The organism is Corynebacterium argentoratense DSM 44202, from assembly GCF_000590555.1.
In the GTDB taxonomy this organism is placed as follows: domain Bacteria; phylum Actinomycetota; class Actinomycetes; order Mycobacteriales; family Mycobacteriaceae; genus Corynebacterium; species Corynebacterium argentoratense.
The window spans coordinates 1,257,908-1,277,439 of record NC_022198.1 but is presented as its reverse complement, the minus strand read 5'-3'; the positions used below and the strand labels follow the sequence as shown (position 1 = coordinate 1,277,439).

Genomic DNA, 19,532 nt, shown 5'->3' with positions numbered 1-19,532 from the left:
GGATCCTCCTAAAAGTCGTGTGTTAGGCGTGCAGGTAGGCAAGTACGGCGCCGGCGGCTGCCAGAGTGCAGGCGCGCATTGTTGGCTCATAGTCGGGCAGGAAGGTGCCCATGTGATTGCCGGGAACGTCTTGGGCGACACGATCGTGTGCGATTGCCTTGTTCCACAGGGTGCGTGGGGTGACACCCACGGTCCAGTACAGGTAGGGGCAGTCGAAGTGCCGGGGGATGTTGGAAAAGTCTTCTGACGCCGTCCACGGTTGCGCATCGGCGGAATCTTCGCCGAACACAGAGTCGAAGACAGGGCGCACGCGATTAAACGCCACGGGGGTGTTATCGGTGAGCTCGCCATGGCACGACCACTCAAAAGTGGGTTCTTGGGTGCATCCGCTGGCGGCGCATTCAGCACGCACGACGCGTTCAATAGCCGCATAGACTTTGTCGCGGACCTTCTCGGAATAGAAGCGGCAGTTGAGCACCAGGGTCGCGTCCGCGGGAATGGTGTTGTTGGAATTACCGGAGCTCAATGTGCCAACACTGACGACCGCGAAATCGAACGGGGAAACTTCTCTGGCGACAATGCCCTGGAGGCGCACCACGATCATTGCGGCAATAAACGTCGGGTCGATGGAATTGTGCGGCATGGAGCCGTGGGCGGAATGCCCAAAGATCTTGACGGTGATGGTGTCGCAGGCCGCCAGTGACGCGCCGGGCATGCTCATTACTTGTCCTGCGGGCCCGGGGACGATGTGTTGGCCGAGGCATACATCGGGTCGGGGGATGATGCGCCCGAGGCCGTCGTCAACCATTTTTCGTGCGCCGGTGGAGTCTTCTTCGGCGGGTTGGAATAGTGCGATGAAGGTTCCGGACCATGCGTCTCGGTGCGCGTCGAGGATGGCGCAGGCGCCTAGTAATGACGTCGTGTGCATGTCATGTCCGCACGCGTGCATCGCGGGGACTTCCACTCCGTCTTTATTAATGCGGGTTTTTGTGGAGGCGAAGGGTGCTCCGGTTGTTTCTAAGACGGGTAGTCCGTCGAAGTCTGCGCGCATGAGGGCTACTGGACCGGGGCCGTTGCGGAAGATGGCGACTATGCCGTGCCCGCCGATGTTGCCGGTGACTTCGCAGTCGAAGGCGTTGAGTTGTTGTTTGATGCGGGCTGCGGTTTCGACTTCCATGCCGGAGAGTTCGGGGTTGGCGTGGAAGGTTTCGTATAGGGGGCGTTGCCAGTCGAGGTCGACGCCGTGAGTGCGCAGTAGCGTGGCGATTGCCTGCGGCGCGCTGGTGTTTCCTGTGTCTTTCTCCGCCCTATAGTCATCCATGGTGATTCATGTTACTAGTCGCGGGTTGGCGCCCTAGAGTTATAGCCCCAAGAAGGGGTTGTAGCGGAGGCTGTTTCGGGGTAGAAGGCATTCGGTAGCGATCCGGATGTTGCGTGCGATGTGTCCTTGGTCGCGGAGTTCGTACATGGCGCTGACCATCCGGTCGCGTAGCCCTTGAGGTGACAGGGTGTTGAGGTAGATTTTGGTGCCGCCTTCAAATCCGGCGAGGGTGGAGACGCGCCATTTAATCATCACGCGCCAGGGCATTGTGATGTCGAGGTCGATGGGGGTGTGGTGCCATTCTTCGTTGCAGGGGATGTCGGGGCCGGCGGCGGCGTGGCAGGCGTGGATCAGGTCTGCCATGGCGTCGCGTTCTTCGTCGCTTTGCTCCCATGGGAAGCCGCAAGCGGATTTTGAGAAGATTTCGAGGGTGGGGTAGCGGTGCCCGAAGCCTGCGAAGCAGACGGCGTGATCGTTTTCTGCGATGACGAGGTTGTGGTAGCCGGCGTAGTCGACTGCCCATTCGTTGTACATGTTGGGGTTGTGCCGCAGTTGTGCGATTTCTTGCGATTGCTGGACGCCGCGTTCGTCGATGGCCACGAGTTGTTTGTGCAGGTGATCGAAGGATGCGCCGGCGGGTTTCAGCCAGTTTTGGAAGGCTGCGACATAGGGCACGTAGCGGTTGGATCCGTAGAGGTCGGTGATTGCTTCGGTGGTGAAGCGGATGAGTGTGCGGTGTTCGTCGACGCTTAACGTCCCGGCGCTGGCGAGTTGGTTGTCGTGGGTGGCTCCATCGACGAAGTGTCTCCGGCCGATGATGAGGTCGTGGCCGCCTGCGAAGAAGGGCCAGCCTAGTTTGGCGATTTCTTCGTCTGTGAGCGCCTCAATCTCGGGGGCGCTCAGACCCGAGAAGTTCATTTTGGAGGCGACGATTTTCCGCACGTGCTCTAGGCCCTGGGGGTTGCCAATGTAGTTGTTGCGCCATGCGGTGATTTCGGGCGAGGGGATGAAGCCGTAGTTGGCTTTCCAATAGTCAAAGGTGACGATTTCGAAAAGGTTGGCGACCCGCCGGAAGTCGGCGACGCTGTCGAACAGGTCTCTAGCTGGTGTGTGCGTTGTGATGCGTGGCTTTGTTTGCGCGGCTTTGGATGATGACGTCGCGGTGGCTTGGGCACTGGGGATGGTGACGCGCGCTTTTTCGGGTGGCGTCTGCAGGTAGTTGTCGGAGCAGAATGCGCATGTGGAGGTGTGGGCGCTGGGAGTCAGTGGTTGCGGGTTCGGGCGGGTTATACCGAGGGGGCGGTTGCCGCGGCCGGGTACGGTCCAGACTTCTGTACCGGAAAAGGGGTTGACCTGCTTAATGGTGCCGTCAGCCATCACCTTGATGGGTTCGGGTTGGGCGGTGAGTGGACCCTGCTGGGGCGATGGTGTGCTGTTGAAGCTGTGCGGCATAGAGCCCAATTTTACGCTGCTCTAGAAGAAAACCACTGCAGGGTGATGTCAACCGGAATGCTTAAGGCCGCCCCAACGAACAGGCAATACAGCAAAAATTGAATTGATCGACGTTTGATCGGTCAATCATGAGATGGCCGATCGCCGGCAGCACCTGTATTACCTATAGTCTGAAGGAACAAGCGGAAAAGTTGGTTATAAAACCACGCGAGGATCGAAACAGCAGCGAATGTAGCCAGCGCAGATTTCCATACATGTACCGGTGCGGCAGGGAACTGAAAGAACCGTTCCCCAAGTAAGCGCACGATGCCGTACAGAAACAAGCAAACCAAGACTGCAGCTACGAAATCTAGCGCCAAAATGGAACCTAAGATGAAGTCGCTGAAGATCGCTGAAGATCACGGTGTCACCACAATCGGTTGTTGAAGGCTACGCCTGATAGGAACAGATACCACGACAGTAGGAACGTCGTAGCCGAAGCTGTTGAGGATGCGAACACAAGGCCCCGTGTGTGCCGTAGCATGCGAGCCTTATGGGCGTTGCGTGCAACGACTAAGGCACAGCCGATGAACCATGGGAAGAGACTGACGACGCCAGCTGCGGAGAAAATACCATCAAAATTGGAATATCTTCGGCTGTGAAATTTTTAGTCGCCTTCCTCGGTTCGTTTTTGTATGGGCTGCCAGTAATGTAGTTGAGGCGATTAAAGGGAGAAAAACTAGAACAATCCATAAGAAGAGGTAGGCGGTGACTGACTCATGGGTTCTCCCGAAAAGGCTGGTAGTAGGGGAGTATGTATCTGATTTAAGTATCGGAAACATTTTTGTGAATGTTACATAAGTTTTTCCGGCCGAGCATTCGTTGGCTGTGTAGGCTACCCTGGGTCGCATGTCGATCATTGTTTTTGATGCCCTCGTCCCAGCCGACGTCCAACCTGCACTACACCAGCGTTTCATCGCCCTCGCGGATTCTCTCGTAGAGCAGGGGTATGCCAAGCGGTTGGAAGTCGAGTGTTCTGCAGTGAAGCTCGAGGATGACGCTGACCAACAGCTACGAGCTGTTTACGAGGAACAGCATGGTGGTGACACTACGGACGCACCGGCCCACCGTTTTACCATCAAGGTAGGGGAGAACGCTAAGAGCTTGAACGAAACCGCAATGACTTTCGCGCGTCTGCTAACCCCACAGGCGGAACTTCCCGCTGAGACCTACGCCCTAGAATGCCACGATCTTTATGAAGTCCCGGACACCTACCCGTGGATGGTTAACGTGCACCCAGGCGGGGCATAAGCTGTACCAATGCATCCTGCAACGCGGACGCTGCCTCCGATGCATCCGCGTAGTCACCACACGGGATAACGGCATGGGGGATGGCCTCAGGTAATTCAACCTCGGTGCCGATGAATGCCACCGGCCGGCCGGTGGATGAGAAAGCGCCGGCGACCGTCGCGACGTCATTGACCGTTGTAGCGGTGACAGCATCGGTGATTGCGACGATGACATCCGCGACGTCATCACCAGAGTCGGTGCCTGAGCCAGAGCTGGGGCGATCATGCCCCAGCATCGAGGCGATAAAACGTGCGGCAGGTACGGGGGAAGTGCCAGGTCGCATCCACTCGAGGACAATACCAATGCCACCGCCTACTGCTAGTCCTGCGATGGATGGATCAACCCCGAGGGCATCACAGACCTGAGTGCAACACGGCTTTGCTGGGCTGTTTCGGCGGCCATCGCGGGTGACAAGCACAAATTCGACACCCAAGGCCTTGACATCGAACTGGGCGGTATCCACAGAGGCAATCTCATCCAGTGCACCCGGCGCGACAGTGGTGTGCGCGGCGTCATGAAACTGCGCGCCAAGCGCTGTGAGAAGCCCTGTGCCGGCATCACAGGTGGCAACATCGTCGATGAGTAGGGCGATGATTTGTACGCCGCGGCTGATCGCATCGGCAACCAACACACCCACACCATAGGTATCGCCGCCCTGGCTAGCGCACAGGGGCGCGCAATCGATGATCGCCTGGGTGCCGTCGGAGATCAGGGTGTACGAGGCCTCCGTCAGCTGACCATCTGCTGTCACCGTCGGCAGAGTGACGACCTGTGCCTCGCCGGCGTCAACCATAGCCGCAGCTAAAGCGTTCAAGTCATAAGGGGCGACGGTGCAGTGCGTCGCGGGGAACGCGGACTCCATCACCGCGCTGGTGATAGCGGCGGCTTGGGTTGCACTCAGCCCGGCGATCGCTTCCACGGCGAAGAGGATTGATGGGGTGGGATTGGTGGCGGCATCAGAAGGCATGGGCACAATTCTAGGCTGGCTATATTAAAAGCATGAACCACAGTCTTCTACGCCCCCGGCTGCGCCGATCTGTCAGCCGGCGCGTCACAGGCGCACTGGCCGTACTTGTTGCTTGCTCAGGCATCCTCGCGCCCGCCGCGCAAGCTGAGGAGTCCACCACCGCCGCCCCAGGCGGTGCCGTCAAAGGTATTCCGCGCAGCACGGCACGAGGGGCAATTGAAACCAACGGGGTGGAAGGCCCCATCGCTTATAGTCTGGCGCAGGCCAAATGGAATGAGTATTACGCCGGCTATCAGCCCCTGATTCCGCAAGGCACCAACAATCCCGAATGCAAGGTCACCCCGGAGCATCCCGAGGCAATCATCATGGTGCATGGCACCGTCTCTAGTTTTTACGGGGACTACTCCAATATGGGCGCACGTTTGGCACAAGAAGGATGGTGCGTGTTTGGTATTGACTACGGTGCCGGCCCGCGCAGTGAGGACGGTTTCGGGTGGACGTCACTGACTGAATCCGTTAAGCAGCTTGACGCCGCGATCGCTGCGGCGCGCGCTACCTCCGGGGCGCAGAAAGTGTCCCTGGTCGGCTATTCCCAAGGCTCTGCTCTGGCCCGCTACTGGGCCAACAAGGTCGATAAGGGCCAGCACACCGCGACGGTTGTGGGAATTGGTACTCCGACCCGCGGTGCCACGGTGCGGGGCCTGACCAACCTGATTCCCTACCTGCCGCCGCAGGTGCGTGACTTCGCGCTGTCGCCCTCACTGCTTGATCTGGTGGCTGGCAGCGAGTTTGTCACCATGCTTAACGAGGGAGGGGAGACCGTGCCCGGCGTGGATTACGTGACCATCAACTCGAATTTCGACGAGGTTGTGGCTGACCTGGAGCTCAAGGCGGTGCAAGGGGAGCGGGCGCGCAACCTGATCCTGCAGGACCTCTGCCCGAATACCTTTACCGATCACCTCTACATCACCTACGACCCGCTGACGATCGACACCGTATCCCGCGTGCTGGTCGACCCGGATTCCGGCGCTGCCCCCGATCGGCCGCAGTGTCAGCCAGTGCCGCTGGGCTATGGGATTCCGGATATCGCCTACGTCGCCTACCTCCGCAAGCTTGGCTTCCTGCCCGGCATGCAGGCAGCTGTCACCTACGGCCCCGGACAAGGGGAGCTGCTGTAACTGCTTGATGCGTGCACGTTGAGTGCTGAGCCCCGCGACGTCATTAAGTATTTTTATGCCGGTTAAGTGGAGCTTTTCTATAGTGTGACACAAATTACCCTCTTGGGAATTGCGTTAATTTCTATAGGTCGGCAGAATGGGGAGCGAACAACTTCCACCTACCCGCCTATTTGGCGGAGATTGGACGAGAACATGACACGCGCAGACACTGCGAACATGACCGTCGAAGAGCAGGTCGCCAGCTACTACGACATGCTGCTCAAGCGCAACGCCGGCGAGCCCGAATTCCACCAGGCTGTCGCCGAGGTGCTCGACTCCCTCAAGATCGTCCTCGAAAAAGACCCCCACTACGCCGACTACGGACTCATCCAACGCCTCTGCGAACCTGAGCGCCAGATCATGTTCCGTGTCCCGTGGGTAGACGACGAAGGCGTCGTTCAGGTCAACCGCGGTTTCCGCGTCCAGTTCAACTCCGCAATCGGCCCATACAAGGGCGGCCTGCGTTTCCACCCCTCCGTTAACCTGGGCATCATCAAGTTCCTCGGCTTCGAGCAGATCTTCAAAAACTCCCTCACCGGCCTGCCCATCGGCGGCGGCAAGGGTGGCTCCGACTTCGACCCCAAAGGCAAGTCTGACGCGGAAATCATGCGCTTCTGCCAGTCCTTCATGACCGAACTGTACCGCCACATCGGCGAATACAGGGACGTCCCGGCCGGCGACATCGGCGTTGGTGGCCGCGAAATCGGCTACCTCTTCGGCCAGTACCGTCGCCTCGCTAACCAGCACGAATCCGGCGTTCTCACCGGCAAGGGCCTGACCTGGGGTGGCTCCCTGGTGCGTACCGAAGCAACCGGCTACGGTCTGGTCTACTTCACCAAGGAAATGCTCGCAGCCCACGGCGCATCCTTCTCCGGCTCCAAGGTCATCGTCTCCGGCTCCGGCAACGTCGCCATCTACGCCATCGAAAAGGTCCAGGAACTCGGCGCAACCGTTATCGGTTTCTCCGACTCCAGCGGCTGGGTATCCTGCCCCGGCGGTGTTGACGTCGCGAAGCTCAAGGAGATCAAGGAAGTTCGCCGCGGGCGCGTCAGCGCCTACGTCGACGAAGTTGAAGGTGCCGAATTCCACTCTGAGGGCTCCATCTGGGACCTCGAGTGCGACATCGCGCTGCCATGCGCCACCCAGAACGAGCTCGATGGCGAGCACGCAAAGAAGCTCGCAGACAACGGCTGCCGCTTCGTCGCCGAGGGCGCCAACATGCCCTCCACCGCAGATGCTATCGAGGTCTACCGCGAGCGCGGCATCCACTTCGGCCCCGGCAAAGCTGCCAACGCTGGCGGTGTTGCTACCTCCGCACTCGAGATGCAGCAGAACGCATCCCGCGACTCCTGGTCCTTCGAATACACCGACCAGCGCCTGCATGACATCATGGCCAACATCTTCAAGACCTGTGCAGAAACCGCCAAGGAATACGGCCACGAGGGCGACTACGTCATCGGTGCTAACATTGCCGGCTTCAAGAAGGTTGCCGACGCAATGCTTGCACAGGGCGTCATCTAACCAACGTCCTTAAAAACACAATAGGCCGCTACCCAACGAACAGTGGGGTAGCGGCTTATTTGCGTTCAGCCTGGTTTATTCGGCTGAGATCGGGGGATTATTCCCCGCGGAGGCCGTAAGCGTACGTCTCTAGCCAGTGACGGTTGTCATCGTTGACGTAGGCGGCAGCAACCTCGTTCGTGTCAGCGAAAGGGTTCTTGGGGTAGATGGTGGGGCTTCATCATCGGGGGAGGTGTGGTTCATGCCTACACATAATACAATGATCCACATTACAATGATGCCTATTCGTGCCCCACTATCCAGTAATTTGCGAAAGGCGGACGACCAGAATGAAGCTCTTCCGAGGATTGGGCAAAAGCAAGACAAGAACAAGCCCTCCCAACCACCACGCCTGCAGCCAGAGACATACCGTGAATTGCTGGAACAGGAATACAGTGTTGCCGCTGCGCAACGCGATGGACTCATAGACCTTCACGGGGAGCTCCGTAACCTCCAAGAAAGCGGTGCCCCGATCGATTGGTCGATATTCCACCCAGCTGCACTGGCCCGCATCAGTGAAATGGCCGCGCAGTTCCCCGACGCCACGGGGCACAGCGTCATGACAATGCCCGCTTCCAGCCCTGAGGAAGCGGAACGGGCGGGAGCCATGTTCCGCGAAGTGGTGGATGCCCCACGCATGGGGCCGGAAGAGCCGTGGATCGCCAACGAACACGGCGTCATCGCGGTGATCCACACCCGCAAAACCATGGACGACGCACTCCAGAGCTAGGACGCCAGTGCGCTCAGCGGCGCGCCGACGAGTGCCAGCTTAAGGATCTACGTATTGTTTTAAAGCATGTACCGCGTCTTTGAATCCCTAAACGAAATGGTCCAGATCGTCGACCAGGCTTACGGCGTTCCAATGACCGCCAACTGCATGGTTCCCCGCAACGAGATGCAGTTGCTGCTCGACGATCTCCGCAACGCACTGCCCGCAGAGCTCGATGACGCCCAAGACGTTCTCGACCACCAAGACGAGATCATCGACGAAGCGTCCGAGCGCGCACGCACACTGGTCGACGACGCAGAAGCTGAAGCCGAACAGACACTGGCAGAGGCAAAAAACAATGCCGAGCTGACCATTGAAGATGCGCACGCTCGTGCCACCTCGATGGTCTCTAACGCCCAAGATGAAGCACAGCGCATCGTCGATGACGCGCGTCGCGAAGCCGAGGCTGTGAAGTCCCGTGCAGAGGCTGAAGCCGAGCGTCTGATCGCCAGCGGTAACGATCACTACGAACGCAGCATTAATGAGGCACTGGCCGAGCAACACCGCCTTGTCAGCGAGGCCGAGGTCGTGCGCCGAGCAAACGAGGAAGCACACCGCATCGTCGACGCAGCCCACGCTGAGTCCAACCAGTTGCGCGGCAAGTGTGATGAGTTTGTCGATTCCAAGCTCGCGGAGTTCGAAGCATCCATGTCTGCGGTAATCCGCCAGATCAGCGCTGACCGTAGCGCATTGCGTCGTGGTGCGGGTGCATCCCGTGGCCAGTCCGCCGAGCGTCGTACTCACCGCGGCTACGACGCAGATGGGTACGACTCCGGCTACGATAGCTAGCCATGAGCCCCCGACAGAATTCGGATAACACCAACCCACTCGTCTTCAACATCGCTAAGCTCGCACAGGCCTCAGCCACGAGCGATGTTCGCCACGTACACGGCCCCGCAGCGCAGCGCATCGGCTTGCCGATGATCGCTATCGAGCAAGGTAGTGAACTAGACATCGATGCCACGCTCACACCCTTGGGTGGTGGCATCTTGGTAGACGCATCCGTCGAATCCGATGTGCATGGGCAGTGCAGCCGCTGCCTTGCGCCTATTGACGCCCGCGAGCTGTTCCGCATCGAAGAAGTTTTTGCCCTCAGCAATGATTTCATTGAAGACAACACTGGCGATGATGACGAAGATGCAGACGTGGTTACCGTCATCGAGGGGGATGAAATTGACCTCACGCAAGCGCTTATTGACGTCGCGGGACTGACGCTGCCGTTTAACCCGGTGTGTGAGGATTTCGACGCGGAATGTTCCGATGAGGAGGTCCCAGCGCCTGACGGCGTGTCCGGGGAGACCGTGGGGCTAGACCCGCGTTGGGCCGCACTGGAGAAGTTTAAAGGGGAATCATAGATGAGCCGCCGTAGCGGAAAAGAAGCCAAGGGGCCCGCAGCATGGGACAAGGCTTTTGCCGAAGTTGATCAGGCTGCCATTGTGTCGGCGTTTGGCGTCGAGTTGGAACCCGAAGTTCTTCGTCTGGCACTGACCCACCGATCTTTCGCGAACGAAAATGGCGGCTTGCCCAACAATGAACGCTTAGAGTTCCTAGGCGACGCCGTGCTAGGGCTTTCTGTTGCGGCGAAGCTCTACAGCGTTCATCCGAATCGCCCCGAAAGCGATATTTCAAAGATGCGCGCCAACGTGGTCAGCCGATACGGGCTGGCAGCTGTAGCGCGAACAATCGACCTAGGACAGTACGTCCTCCTAGGGCAGGGCGAGCTCCAGACCGGTGGCAGGGACAAAGATTCCATCCTTGCAGACACCATGGAAGCCATCATCGGGGCCGTGTACCAGACCTACGGGTTCGAAGTCGCACGCGCGATGGTTCTGCGTCTGTTTGAAGACAATATCGCTAAAGCCACCGTCGGTGGCCAATATGCTGACTGGAAGACCACCCTCCAAGAGCTTGCCAGCGAACTCGGCGTGGGCCCTGCGCGCTATGAATTGACGCGAGTAGGGCCAGACCATGATCCGACCTTTACCGCGACATGCACTGTTGATGGTGACATCGTGGCTACCGGTACCGGCCCGAACAAGAAAACTGCAGAACGTACCGCAGCCGAGCAAACCGCGGCGTTGCTTGCTGCACGTTACATTGATGCACCAGATCCGATGCAGGCTTTCCTCGATGCTCGTGCGGCGGCAACACCTGTCGCAACCCTTGAAAGCTTCCGCCAGCAAAATGGCGAGGGCGCACAGGTGCAGTCCACGCAGCAGGATTAACGACCGTCCACTTAGCCGTACCCAGTGCGCGTGCGTCCGTGTGCCTGGGTTACGCTAAGTACTCATGAACGAAAAATCCACCGTGCTGGACCAGGTGCAATCAGTCGTCGATGCATTGTCTGGCTACCTTTGGCAAGGGGTCACCTGGCTCCTGATTCTCGCTGGCCTGTACTTCTGCTTCCGCACCATCGTCGTGCAGGTGCGTTACTTGCCTGCAATGTTTGGTGCAATTACCGAAAAACCGTCGAAGTCGCAAAGCGGCCGCGACGGTATTTCTTCTTTTAAGGCCTTTACCATTTCCGCGGCGTCACGCGTTGGTACAGGCAACGTTGCTGGCGTCGCCATTGCGGTGACCACCGGTGGACCCGGTGCGGTGTTCTGGATGTGGATGCTGGCGATCATCGGTGGAGCTTCCTCGTTCGTCGAGTCCACCCTCGCCCAGGCATACAAGGTGCGCGATGCCGACAACTACCGTGGCGGCCCGGCCTACTACATCCGAAAAGGCCTCGGTGCGAACTGGGCGTGGTTGTCCGTCGTGTTCTGCGTGCTCATCACCGTCACCTACGGTTTCGTCTTCAACGCAGTGCAGTCCAATTCGATTGCTGACTCGATTGTGACCTCGTTCCCCAGCTTTGACCCCAACCGTGTGAAGTGGATCGTTGGCATCGCACTGGCGGTCATCACCGGTGTCGTGATTTTCGGTGGCGTTCACCGAATCGCGTCGGTCACCCAGGTGGTTGTCCCGCTGATGGCAGTTGCATACATTGTGGTTGGTTTCATCGTCGTGGTTATCAACATCGGCGAGGTCCCCAACATGGTTGCTCGCATCGTTGAAAACGCTTTCGGTGTTCGCCAATTCGGCGGCGCCGCACTAGGTACCGTCATCATGACCGGCATCAAGCGTGGCCTGTTCTCTAACGAGGCCGGTATGGGTTCGGTGCCCAACGCCGCCGCAACTGCATCGGTATCCCACCCCGTCAAGCAGGGCCTCATTCAGACCCTCGGCGTGTACTTCGACACCATCGTGGTGTGTTCAATCACCGCCTTCATCATCTTGCTGGCTAACCCCGACCTTTCAGAAGAAACCGGTGGCATCAACCTCACCCAAACTGCACTGTCCGATAGCGTCGGCTCATGGGGCGTGCACTTTTTGACCATCGTCATCTTCTTCCTCGCCTTCAGCTCTGTCATCGGTAACTACTACTACGGCGAAGCTAACATCGAATACCTGTCCGGCTCCAAGGGCGTTCTCACGGCCTTCCGCGTGCTGGTCGCTCTGTGTGTGCTCGGTGGTGCGCTTGGCTCCATCCCGCTGGTCTGGGCCCTTGCCGACGTGTTCTCCGGCCTCATGGTGGTTATCAACTTGATCGCTATCGTCCCCTTGTGCGGTGTGGCCGTGGCGTTGCTGGCGAACTTCGACAAACAGCGCGCAGCTGGCCTCAACCCGGTGTTCCACCGCGACGACATCCCCGGCATCCGAGGCTACGAGGGTATGGAATGCTGGGACGGCTCCGATCCGCTGACGCACCGAGATGAGCACGACCAAGCCGCACTTAGCGGCTAAGGGGCAAAGCGGTTAAAATACCGGCGTGCACCTAAAATCGCTGACGCTGAAAGGATTCAAGTCCTTCGCGTCAGCAACCACCCTGAAATTCGAGCCCGGCATCTGTGCCGTTGTCGGGCCGAATGGCTCCGGCAAATCCAACGTGGTGGATGCCCTGGCGTGGGTGATGGGGGAGCAGGGAGCTAAAACCCTGCGCGGCGGGAAGATGCAGGACGTCATCTTTGCCGGGGCGGGGGACAGGAAACCTCTCGGACGTGCAGAAGTCACCCTGACCATCGACAATTCCGATGGGGCACTCGACATCGACTACTCGGAGGTGTCGATTACTCGTCGTATGTTCCGCGACGGGGCAAGCGAATACGAAATTAATGGCGCCAAAGCCCGCCTAATGGACATCCAGGAGTTGCTCAGTGACTCCGGTATCGGCCGCGAAATGCACGTCATCGTCGGCCAGGGCCGATTGGCTCAAATCCTGGAGTCCCGCCCAGAGGAACGCCGCGCGTTTATCGAAGAGGCCGCGGGCGTGCTCAAACACCGCCGACGGAAAGAAAAAGCCCAGCGCAAGCTCGTCAGCATGCAGGCTAATGTTGATCGATTGCACGACCTCACTGACGAACTTAAGCGCCAACTCAAACCGTTGGCACGTCAGGCGCAGGCCGCTAGTCGCGCAGCGACGGTCCAGGCGACGGTGCGTCAAGCCCGCCTAGTGCTGGCAGCAGACCAGATTACAACCTTGCGCGCGCAGGTAGACAGCAGTGAGCATGACGTCGCGTTGGTCGCTGAACAGCTCGCAGAAGTCACCGCCCAGGCTGACGAAGCCGCTGCGCGGCGTGAGGAGCTAGAGCGGGTAGTTGAAGAGCTTGAACCCAAGGTCGCTGCTGCGCAGCAACGGTGGTTTGATTGTTCAGCATTGTTCGAGCGCACCCAGGCAACGGAGCGTATCGCTCGCGAGCGAGCCTCCAACACGGGTCAGTTAAGCGCCTACCAGGGGCCCGATCCGGAGGAGCTGCAGGCTCGGGCAGACCAGGCTGATGCTCAACTAGAGCAGTTGGAGCAGCAGGTAGTAATCGCTACGGAGCGCTGTGAAGTTATCGCAGACCAAGCCGCAGAGGTGGAACAAACGGCCCGTGACGCCGAACGCGAGCACATGGCGCAGGTCAGGGCTATCGCGGATCGCCGTGAGGGCGTCATCAAACTTATTGCTGCAGCGGAGTCCCTGGAGGCTCGACGCGAGCAAGCTGCCGCCGACGCGGAGTCTTTAGAGGAACAAGCGGAAGAAGCCTTTGAGCGCGTGGAGGTGACGCGTCGCGCCCTCGAACAGCTGGTGGACACGCAAGCATCCTCATCTTCCACCCGCGAGCCTCTGGCGCAAGCCGACGCGCAAGCACAGTCAGAGGCGAAAGCTGCAGAAGCTCGCGTGGATGAACTCACCGCGCGGGAGCGGGAGCTGGAACGCACAGTGTCGCGCCTGCAAGCAACGATCGATACTTTGGGCTCCCAGGTTCGGCAGCAGTCGGCCTCAGCTGCAGATCATGTGGGCACGCTTGCTCCGGTAGCTGAGTTTCTGTCGGCTGAGGATGGTTTTGATAAAGCTTTGGCCAGTGCTTTGGGTGATTTCGCTTCGGCTTTCGTGGCCCGCGATGTGCCTGCCTCGGCGCACAAACTCGCCGAGGCTCTGGCCGGAATTGATGACGCCGCGGTTGATCGCGTGGCATTGTTGTCACCGGGTAACGCACAGTCGTGGCGTTTGGATATTGACTTGCCAGCTGGCGCATCATGGTTGCTTGACCACATCGACTTTAAGGATTCGGATGGGCAGGGTCATGGGGTGTCCCCAGTGGCGGTGGCTCTCAACCGGATCTTGGTGGATGTTGCCGTTGTAGAAAGCACAGCTCAGGCCATTGATGTGGTGGTCACTGAGCCCCGTCTGCGCGTGGTCACCCCCAGCGGCCGCCTGTTCGGCCAGGGCTGGTGTGTGGTGGGACAAGGCAGCCCCACACCAGTCGAAGTAGGTGCGGATATCGCCCGTGCACAAGCCCAGCTGGCTGCCGTAACTGAAGAGTTAGAGCAGATGCAAGGCACCTTGGCTGGAGCGCGCACCGCGGCCCAGGACGCCCGCATTGCTGCAGCCACCGCGGCGTCAAAAATTAAGGAACATGACGCCGCGGTCACCGCACTCGAACGCGAACACAACCAGGCAGCAAACGCCCACGAACATGCGAAAAAAGCCCACGAAAAAATCACAGCCCGGCTGGTTGCCGCACAGCAACGCGTCGCTGACATCGAGCAGCAACTAGCCGAAGCCAACGACAGGCTGGAACGGGTCGAACAACCCGAAGACGCCGAGGAACCCTCCACCGCAGAGCGCGACCAAGCCCAGGCGGAACTCGCGCAAATTAAAGCCATGGAAATGGAAGCCCGACTATCGGTTCGAACCGCAGAGGAACGCGCACACCAAGCACGCGGGCACGGTGAGGCACTACGCAGGCAAGCACAACAAAGCCTCGAAGCGCGGGCGGCGCACGACAAAGCGATGGCAGCGAAGCAACACCAAGCACGCGTAGCCGAAGTCGTCATGGAATGCGCAACGATCCTCGCCCAACGACTCGAAACCGAAATTAGTGAGGCAACCGCCACCAGGGATCAGCTTGCCGAACAGAAAAACACCGCGAGCGCCGCACTGGCTCAAGCCAAAGACGCCGCACACACCCTCGAAGTGCACAAGGCACTCCTGTCGGACAAAAACCATGCCGCCGACGTCGCCCGCAGCAGGGCACAAGTGCGTGCCGAAGAAGCCGAAGCCACAGTCGTCGAACAGTTGGGCCTCAGCGTCGAGGAACTACTAGCCGATAACCCCATTGACGAAGACTTCGACCGCGAACACTGGCAGCGCACTCTCAAAAAGGCAGAAAAAGACCTCCAGGCCCTCGGCAAAGTCAATCCACTGGCTCTGGAAGAATACAAAGCCCTGCAGGAACGCTTCGAATACCTCAACACGCAGCTAGCCGATGTCGAACAGGCGCGCGCTGACTTACGCGACGTCATCAATGAAGTGGATGACAAGATTCTGCAGCTGTTTAGCGACGCGTGGGCTGATGTCGAGGCCGCCTTCCCCGAAGTGTTCTCCACTCTGTTCCCCGGGGGCGAAGGCCGCTTGGTGCTCACCGACCCGGACGACATGCTCACAACAGGCATCGAGGTCGAAGCCCGGCCGCCAGGCAAGCGAGTCAGACGCCTATCGCTGCTGTCCGGTGGTGAAAAATCACTCACCGCGCTGGCGATGCTCGTGGCCATCTTCAAGGCACGCCCCAGCCCCTTCTACGTCATGGACGAGGTCGAAGCAGCGCTCGATGATGTCAACCTGCGCCGCTTGATCAACCTGTTTGAGCAGCTCAGGCAATCCAGTCAGCTGATTGTCATCACCCACCAAAAGCCCACCATGGATGTCGCTAACGTGCTTTACGGCGTGACCATGCGCGGCGATGGTGTGACCAGGGTGATCAGTCAACGCATGTCGCCAGCGTAGCGTTGGGCGGCTGGTATTATTTGCGTCCATGACTGAAGCCGCCGCACCACATCCGATTGCAGATCTTTCCGATTCCCTACTCGGGTGGGCGTCACGGACCGAAGTCGAATTGCAAACACGACTATCCGCGCCGTGGTTCTTCGAAGCAAACATCCCTTCAGACGAGCTTGACCTGCTGGAACGCTTCTACGGCATTTTTCTCAACCGGCAAATCACTGCAGGGGCGGACCCGCGCGAACTTCTATTGATGACGCCGCGTCTGGCCAGCGCCACACTGTGCTCCCGCGGTGCGCGGACGGTCGACGGGGGCGCCTTCGTCGCCGAATACATTGCTGGGCTTGGTATCCACGGCACCGCAGCTGAGGCACTGGGTGACTGCCTGAGTACCGAGGGTTTCATTCGCAGCCTTCTTGACGCCGCGGAGCTCGAGGCCGGCGCCCCGGAGAGCGACACCAGCGATGCCGCCCTCTGTGCCCTCCACGCGGGCCTCAACAACCCCGAAGTAGTCAGCATCCTCGCGGCACTAGACGCACACGATGCAGACGTTGACGCAGCACTAGGTGCACTAACACAAGGCGCTGAAGAAGACGAAGCACACGCAGCCCCCGAATATGACTTCAGCTCACCGCTAACTTTGCGTGCAGCCGCAACACACCGCGACGTCATCACCCAATTAATAACCGCAGTGGCCACTGTCCGCGCCTTCACCATCGACGAGCCCCGCTGGAGTGACCAAATCCCAGACCTCGTTAACCAAGGCGTACCCGTCGCAGTGGTCGAATCCACAACAGCAGAACTCAAAGAACGCCCCGCAGGCACAACATATCGCCACGTCGCTGTCGGTACCGCCACACGCGAACGCACGCCGCGGCTCATTCTGGACACCCGACGCCGCAAAGTCTGCCTGCGCCTGCCTGAACAACCACTCGAGCACCCGGACGCCGAAATAGCGTGGCGCATCCGCGTCGGCGACAACACGCGCGTCTACCGCACCTCCAAACCGTGGGGAGAAGTCAACGCGCTCAGCGAAGCCCTCGACGTCGCCATCGAACACCAGGCGCGCGAAATCACCGTGACAGCCTCAATGACCGATACCCAGTGGATCGTTCCCTGCGTCGACGCAGCAGACCCCGTGCTCATCTTCACCCCCAAAGGGCAAAACATCACCGACAAACGCTCCGTGCACTACGGACACGTGTGGGTTGTGTGTCCCACCGACAGCAGCATCCACGACGTTGTCAGCGGGCAGGAACTGAGCATCGAAGACACCTTCGAACCTGCAGGCTGGGACGGCTGGAGCGCCTACCTAGTCAGCACCGAACAAGCCGACAGCCTCACCATCACCCAAGCAGGGGACACACCCAGCATCACCACGCACATCCGAGCAGTAGACCCACGGCAACGCGTCATCTTCCGCGACCCCTCCGACCCAGTACCGTGCCTGCGATCAACCACGCGGCTGCCCGTATTTGGAGCATCCCTCGTCGCAGAATTCCCGCCCACCGTCTCTGGAGACACCGAAACCTGGTACATGACCATCAGCTCCTTCGCCGGCGCAGACAACTCCGGCGAAGAAGTCTCCCCGCCGGAGCCCCTAGAAATCCCGGCCGAAGGTGGAGAATTCGAAGTGTTCGACTCCACCCTCTACGACGCCCCATGGGTAGGGGAGTACCACGTACGGATCCGCGGCCCCCGCAACGAATCCTTCCGACACGAATTCGCCATCATCGAAGGCATCGACTCCACCTTCGATGTTTCCGGTGCGTGCAGCTCCTTCCGTATCCCCTCCATCGAAGGACTATCCGCCGCACAGCTCAGCGTACGTGCAGGTGAGAAGCCTTTTGATATTTCTCCATCGCGCATCATTAGTGTCGAGCCCACCGCGCCGGGGGCGGAGTTTGTCGTGTCGACTGAGGAAGGCGACGCGATGCCGGTGTGGTTTAAGCCTCCGCGCCTGAGGTTCGACATTCCGATGATCACCCAGCCGTCGATGTGGCGAACCACCCGCATGGTCGCCCAGCCGCGTTCTTTTGACCCCGATGGCGTGCTGCGCGTCCGGGTGACCAAATTGCCTGGTGTGTTGGTTGATCCGAAGGCTAGCGTGCGCAATCAGCATGGGACGCCGTTGCGTACGGTGAAGCTGACCGCGGAAGATGAAGTGACCTATTGCGTACCGATGCGGGCGCTCGCGCGGGCTATGTCTGGGATGGTGTCCGGCCGCTTGGATTTGGAGTGGACAGACAAGCGAAGCGACAGGCGTGTGTCGGTTAACCTCGCGGAAATTTCAACCGTGCCGGACGCTAAGGGCGCAGAGCTCAGTGATGGTTCAATCATTTTTGATGACGTCGCGGAGCGCGCTCTGGGTGCGTGGGTGTGGCCGTTGACGGCGCCGTGGTGCCCTGGAGTGACCATTGAGGTGCGTGACGGAAAGGCCCCTCTACCGGAGAGCTTTGTTGATGCAGGCCCCTTGGCGGTGCAGCTGTTTTCTGCCGATAAGTTCAATACCTTGCGTGCCCCGTTGACTCCGGGGGTGGATTCCTTTGAAGTTACGCAGCCAGGGTTCTTTAAGGCGCAGCCGGAAGACTTCGCCCAACTGTCCGCCTTCTTTGCAGGCGAGTCAGAATCTGTTCCTTCGAGTGAGCGGATTGTGCCGCTGTTGTGGGAGTACGTCTCCGAGTTGGGTTCCGCACCGGTGATGGCTCGTACCGCTGAGGCTGCGCGTGAGGCACTTGCGGCACACCCGCGGCAGGCTTTGGGCGGCTTGTCGCAGTCATTGGTTCCCGCAGAGCTCAAACCTCGTCAATTGATTTCCGCGACCCTTGTCAACAAGCTGTTTGATGCTGAACAAGCAGCTGACGGTGTGCATAGGGCCCCATGGATTGCAGCGTTGGAAAAACTCGCTGACTTAAACACAGTATTGGTCGGCGCCCAGGGGGCAGAGGGACCTGTCGACCCTGATCCGGTGCTGGTTCGCTCACTGCGCTCGGAATTAGAACAGGAATTTGGTCACCGCTTGGTTGAAACCCTTGCGACTGGGCGTGACGCCACGTTGGAGGCAGCATGCATTGACGCATCGACTGTGGCCATTGCTCACATGGCGCCTGCCCAACAGCAAGCGCTATTGGATATGTTCTTCTCGCAGGCGCAGATTGTCCCGGGGCCGATTATGGAAGACTCTGCGCGTCTACTGGCAGTGTTTGAAGCATTCAACAGGCGAGAAGAGCTAGGAAGCTTGTTGGAAGACCGTGAGGCGATTAAGTCCGCTGTCGCTTTGCTCAAGGGCCTCAAGGGTGCGCAGCGTGCATTGTATGGGGCAGCCCGTGTGCGTTTCGACAAGTTGGACGGTGTCGACACCGAAAATTCCGATAATTTGTGGGCACTCGTTCCGGTGATATCCATCGTGTTTGCCCTGGCTGCACGCATGCAGGCTCACGGGTTGATGGGCAAATCAAAGGTGCTCGCCTCTGCTGCTCCAGCGTGGGCGGCGATGGCCGAACTTGTGCCTGACCTGGTCACTGGTGACCTCGTTGCTGCTGAGGCGATGGTGATCGCAACGAAGTTTCCTGGTCTAGCGGGATAGCCAAATCCCCGCAGTTGGGTGC

At 59.4% G+C, this 19,532-nt stretch carries 13 protein-coding genes; 10 read left to right on the top strand and 3 right to left on the bottom strand.

Translation table 11 applies throughout. The annotated features are described in order from the left end of the window. Positions 1-22: 22 nt before the first annotated feature. Both CARG_RS06050 and CARG_RS06045 read right to left on the bottom strand, forming a co-directional pair. On the bottom strand, positions 23-1,321 hold the full coding sequence (locus tag CARG_RS06050; RefSeq protein WP_020976522.1) for an amidohydrolase: 1,299 nt from the start codon (positions 1,319-1,321) through the stop codon (positions 23-25). A 39-nt stretch (positions 1,322-1,360) separates the two neighbouring features. Next, positions 1,361-2,773 carry a DUF4921 family protein gene (locus tag CARG_RS06045; RefSeq protein WP_020976521.1) on the bottom strand — a complete coding sequence of 471 codons (1,413 nt, stop codon included), beginning with the start codon at positions 2,771-2,773 and terminating at the stop codon, positions 1,361-1,363. An 888-nt stretch (positions 2,774-3,661) separates the two neighbouring features. Here CARG_RS06045 and CARG_RS09655 point away from each other — a divergent pair. Beyond that, positions 3,662-4,063 (top strand): hypothetical protein, encoded by a 402-nt coding sequence (locus CARG_RS09655; protein WP_020976519.1) that lies wholly within the window; start codon positions 3,662-3,664, stop codon positions 4,061-4,063. Here the strand turns inward: CARG_RS09655 and CARG_RS09650 are convergent. Continuing rightward, on the bottom strand, positions 4,038-5,069 hold the full coding sequence (locus CARG_RS09650; RefSeq protein WP_020976518.1) for a glycerate kinase: 1,032 nt from the start codon (positions 5,067-5,069) through the stop codon (positions 4,038-4,040). The two genes, CARG_RS09655 and CARG_RS09650, sit on opposite strands and share 26 nt — an antisense overlap. A gap of 32 nt (positions 5,070-5,101) precedes the next feature. Here CARG_RS09650 and CARG_RS06030 point away from each other — a divergent pair, with 32 nt between their 5' ends. From CARG_RS06030 to CARG_RS05990, 9 genes are all read left to right on the top strand, one after another. Further along, complete coding sequence (locus tag CARG_RS06030; protein ID WP_020976517.1) at positions 5,102-6,247, top strand: esterase/lipase family protein; 1,146 nt, start codon at positions 5,102-5,104, stop codon at positions 6,245-6,247. A 216-nt stretch (positions 6,248-6,463) separates the two neighbouring features. After that, positions 6,464-7,807: an NADP-specific glutamate dehydrogenase gene (gdhA, locus tag CARG_RS06025; protein WP_041747571.1), complete on the top strand. Its 1,344-nt coding sequence runs from the start codon at positions 6,464-6,466 to the stop codon at positions 7,805-7,807. A gap of 259 nt (positions 7,808-8,066) precedes the next feature. After that, positions 8,067-8,576 carry a hypothetical protein gene (locus CARG_RS06020; RefSeq protein WP_020976515.1) on the top strand — a complete coding sequence of 170 codons (510 nt, stop codon included), beginning with the start codon at positions 8,067-8,069 and terminating at the stop codon, positions 8,574-8,576. Positions 8,577-8,642: 66 nt separating this feature from the next. Then, positions 8,643-9,404 (top strand): DivIVA domain-containing protein, encoded by a 762-nt coding sequence (locus CARG_RS06015; RefSeq protein WP_020976514.1) that lies wholly within the window; start codon positions 8,643-8,645, stop codon positions 9,402-9,404. 2 nt (positions 9,405-9,406) lie between these two features. Then, entirely contained in the window at positions 9,407-9,970 is a 564-nt protein-coding gene (locus tag CARG_RS06010) for a YceD family protein (protein WP_020976513.1), read from the top strand. Beyond that, entirely contained in the window at positions 9,971-10,840 is an 870-nt protein-coding gene (rnc, locus tag CARG_RS06005; RefSeq protein ID WP_020976512.1) for a ribonuclease III, read from the top strand. A gap of 64 nt (positions 10,841-10,904) precedes the next feature. Beyond that, a complete protein-coding gene (locus tag CARG_RS06000) occupies positions 10,905-12,404 on the top strand; it encodes an alanine/glycine:cation symporter family protein (RefSeq protein WP_020976511.1) in 1,500 nt (499 codons plus the stop codon). A 25-nt stretch (positions 12,405-12,429) separates the two neighbouring features. After that, the gene (smc, locus tag CARG_RS05995; RefSeq protein ID WP_020976510.1) at positions 12,430-15,930 is read left to right on the top strand and encodes a chromosome segregation protein SMC; all 3,501 of its coding nucleotides are present in this window, start codon (positions 12,430-12,432) and stop codon (positions 15,928-15,930) included. Positions 15,931-15,958: 28 nt separating this feature from the next. Then, on the top strand, positions 15,959-19,510 hold the full coding sequence (locus CARG_RS05990) for a hypothetical protein (RefSeq protein WP_020976509.1): 3,552 nt from the start codon (positions 15,959-15,961) through the stop codon (positions 19,508-19,510). Positions 19,511-19,532 lie beyond the last annotated feature (22 nt).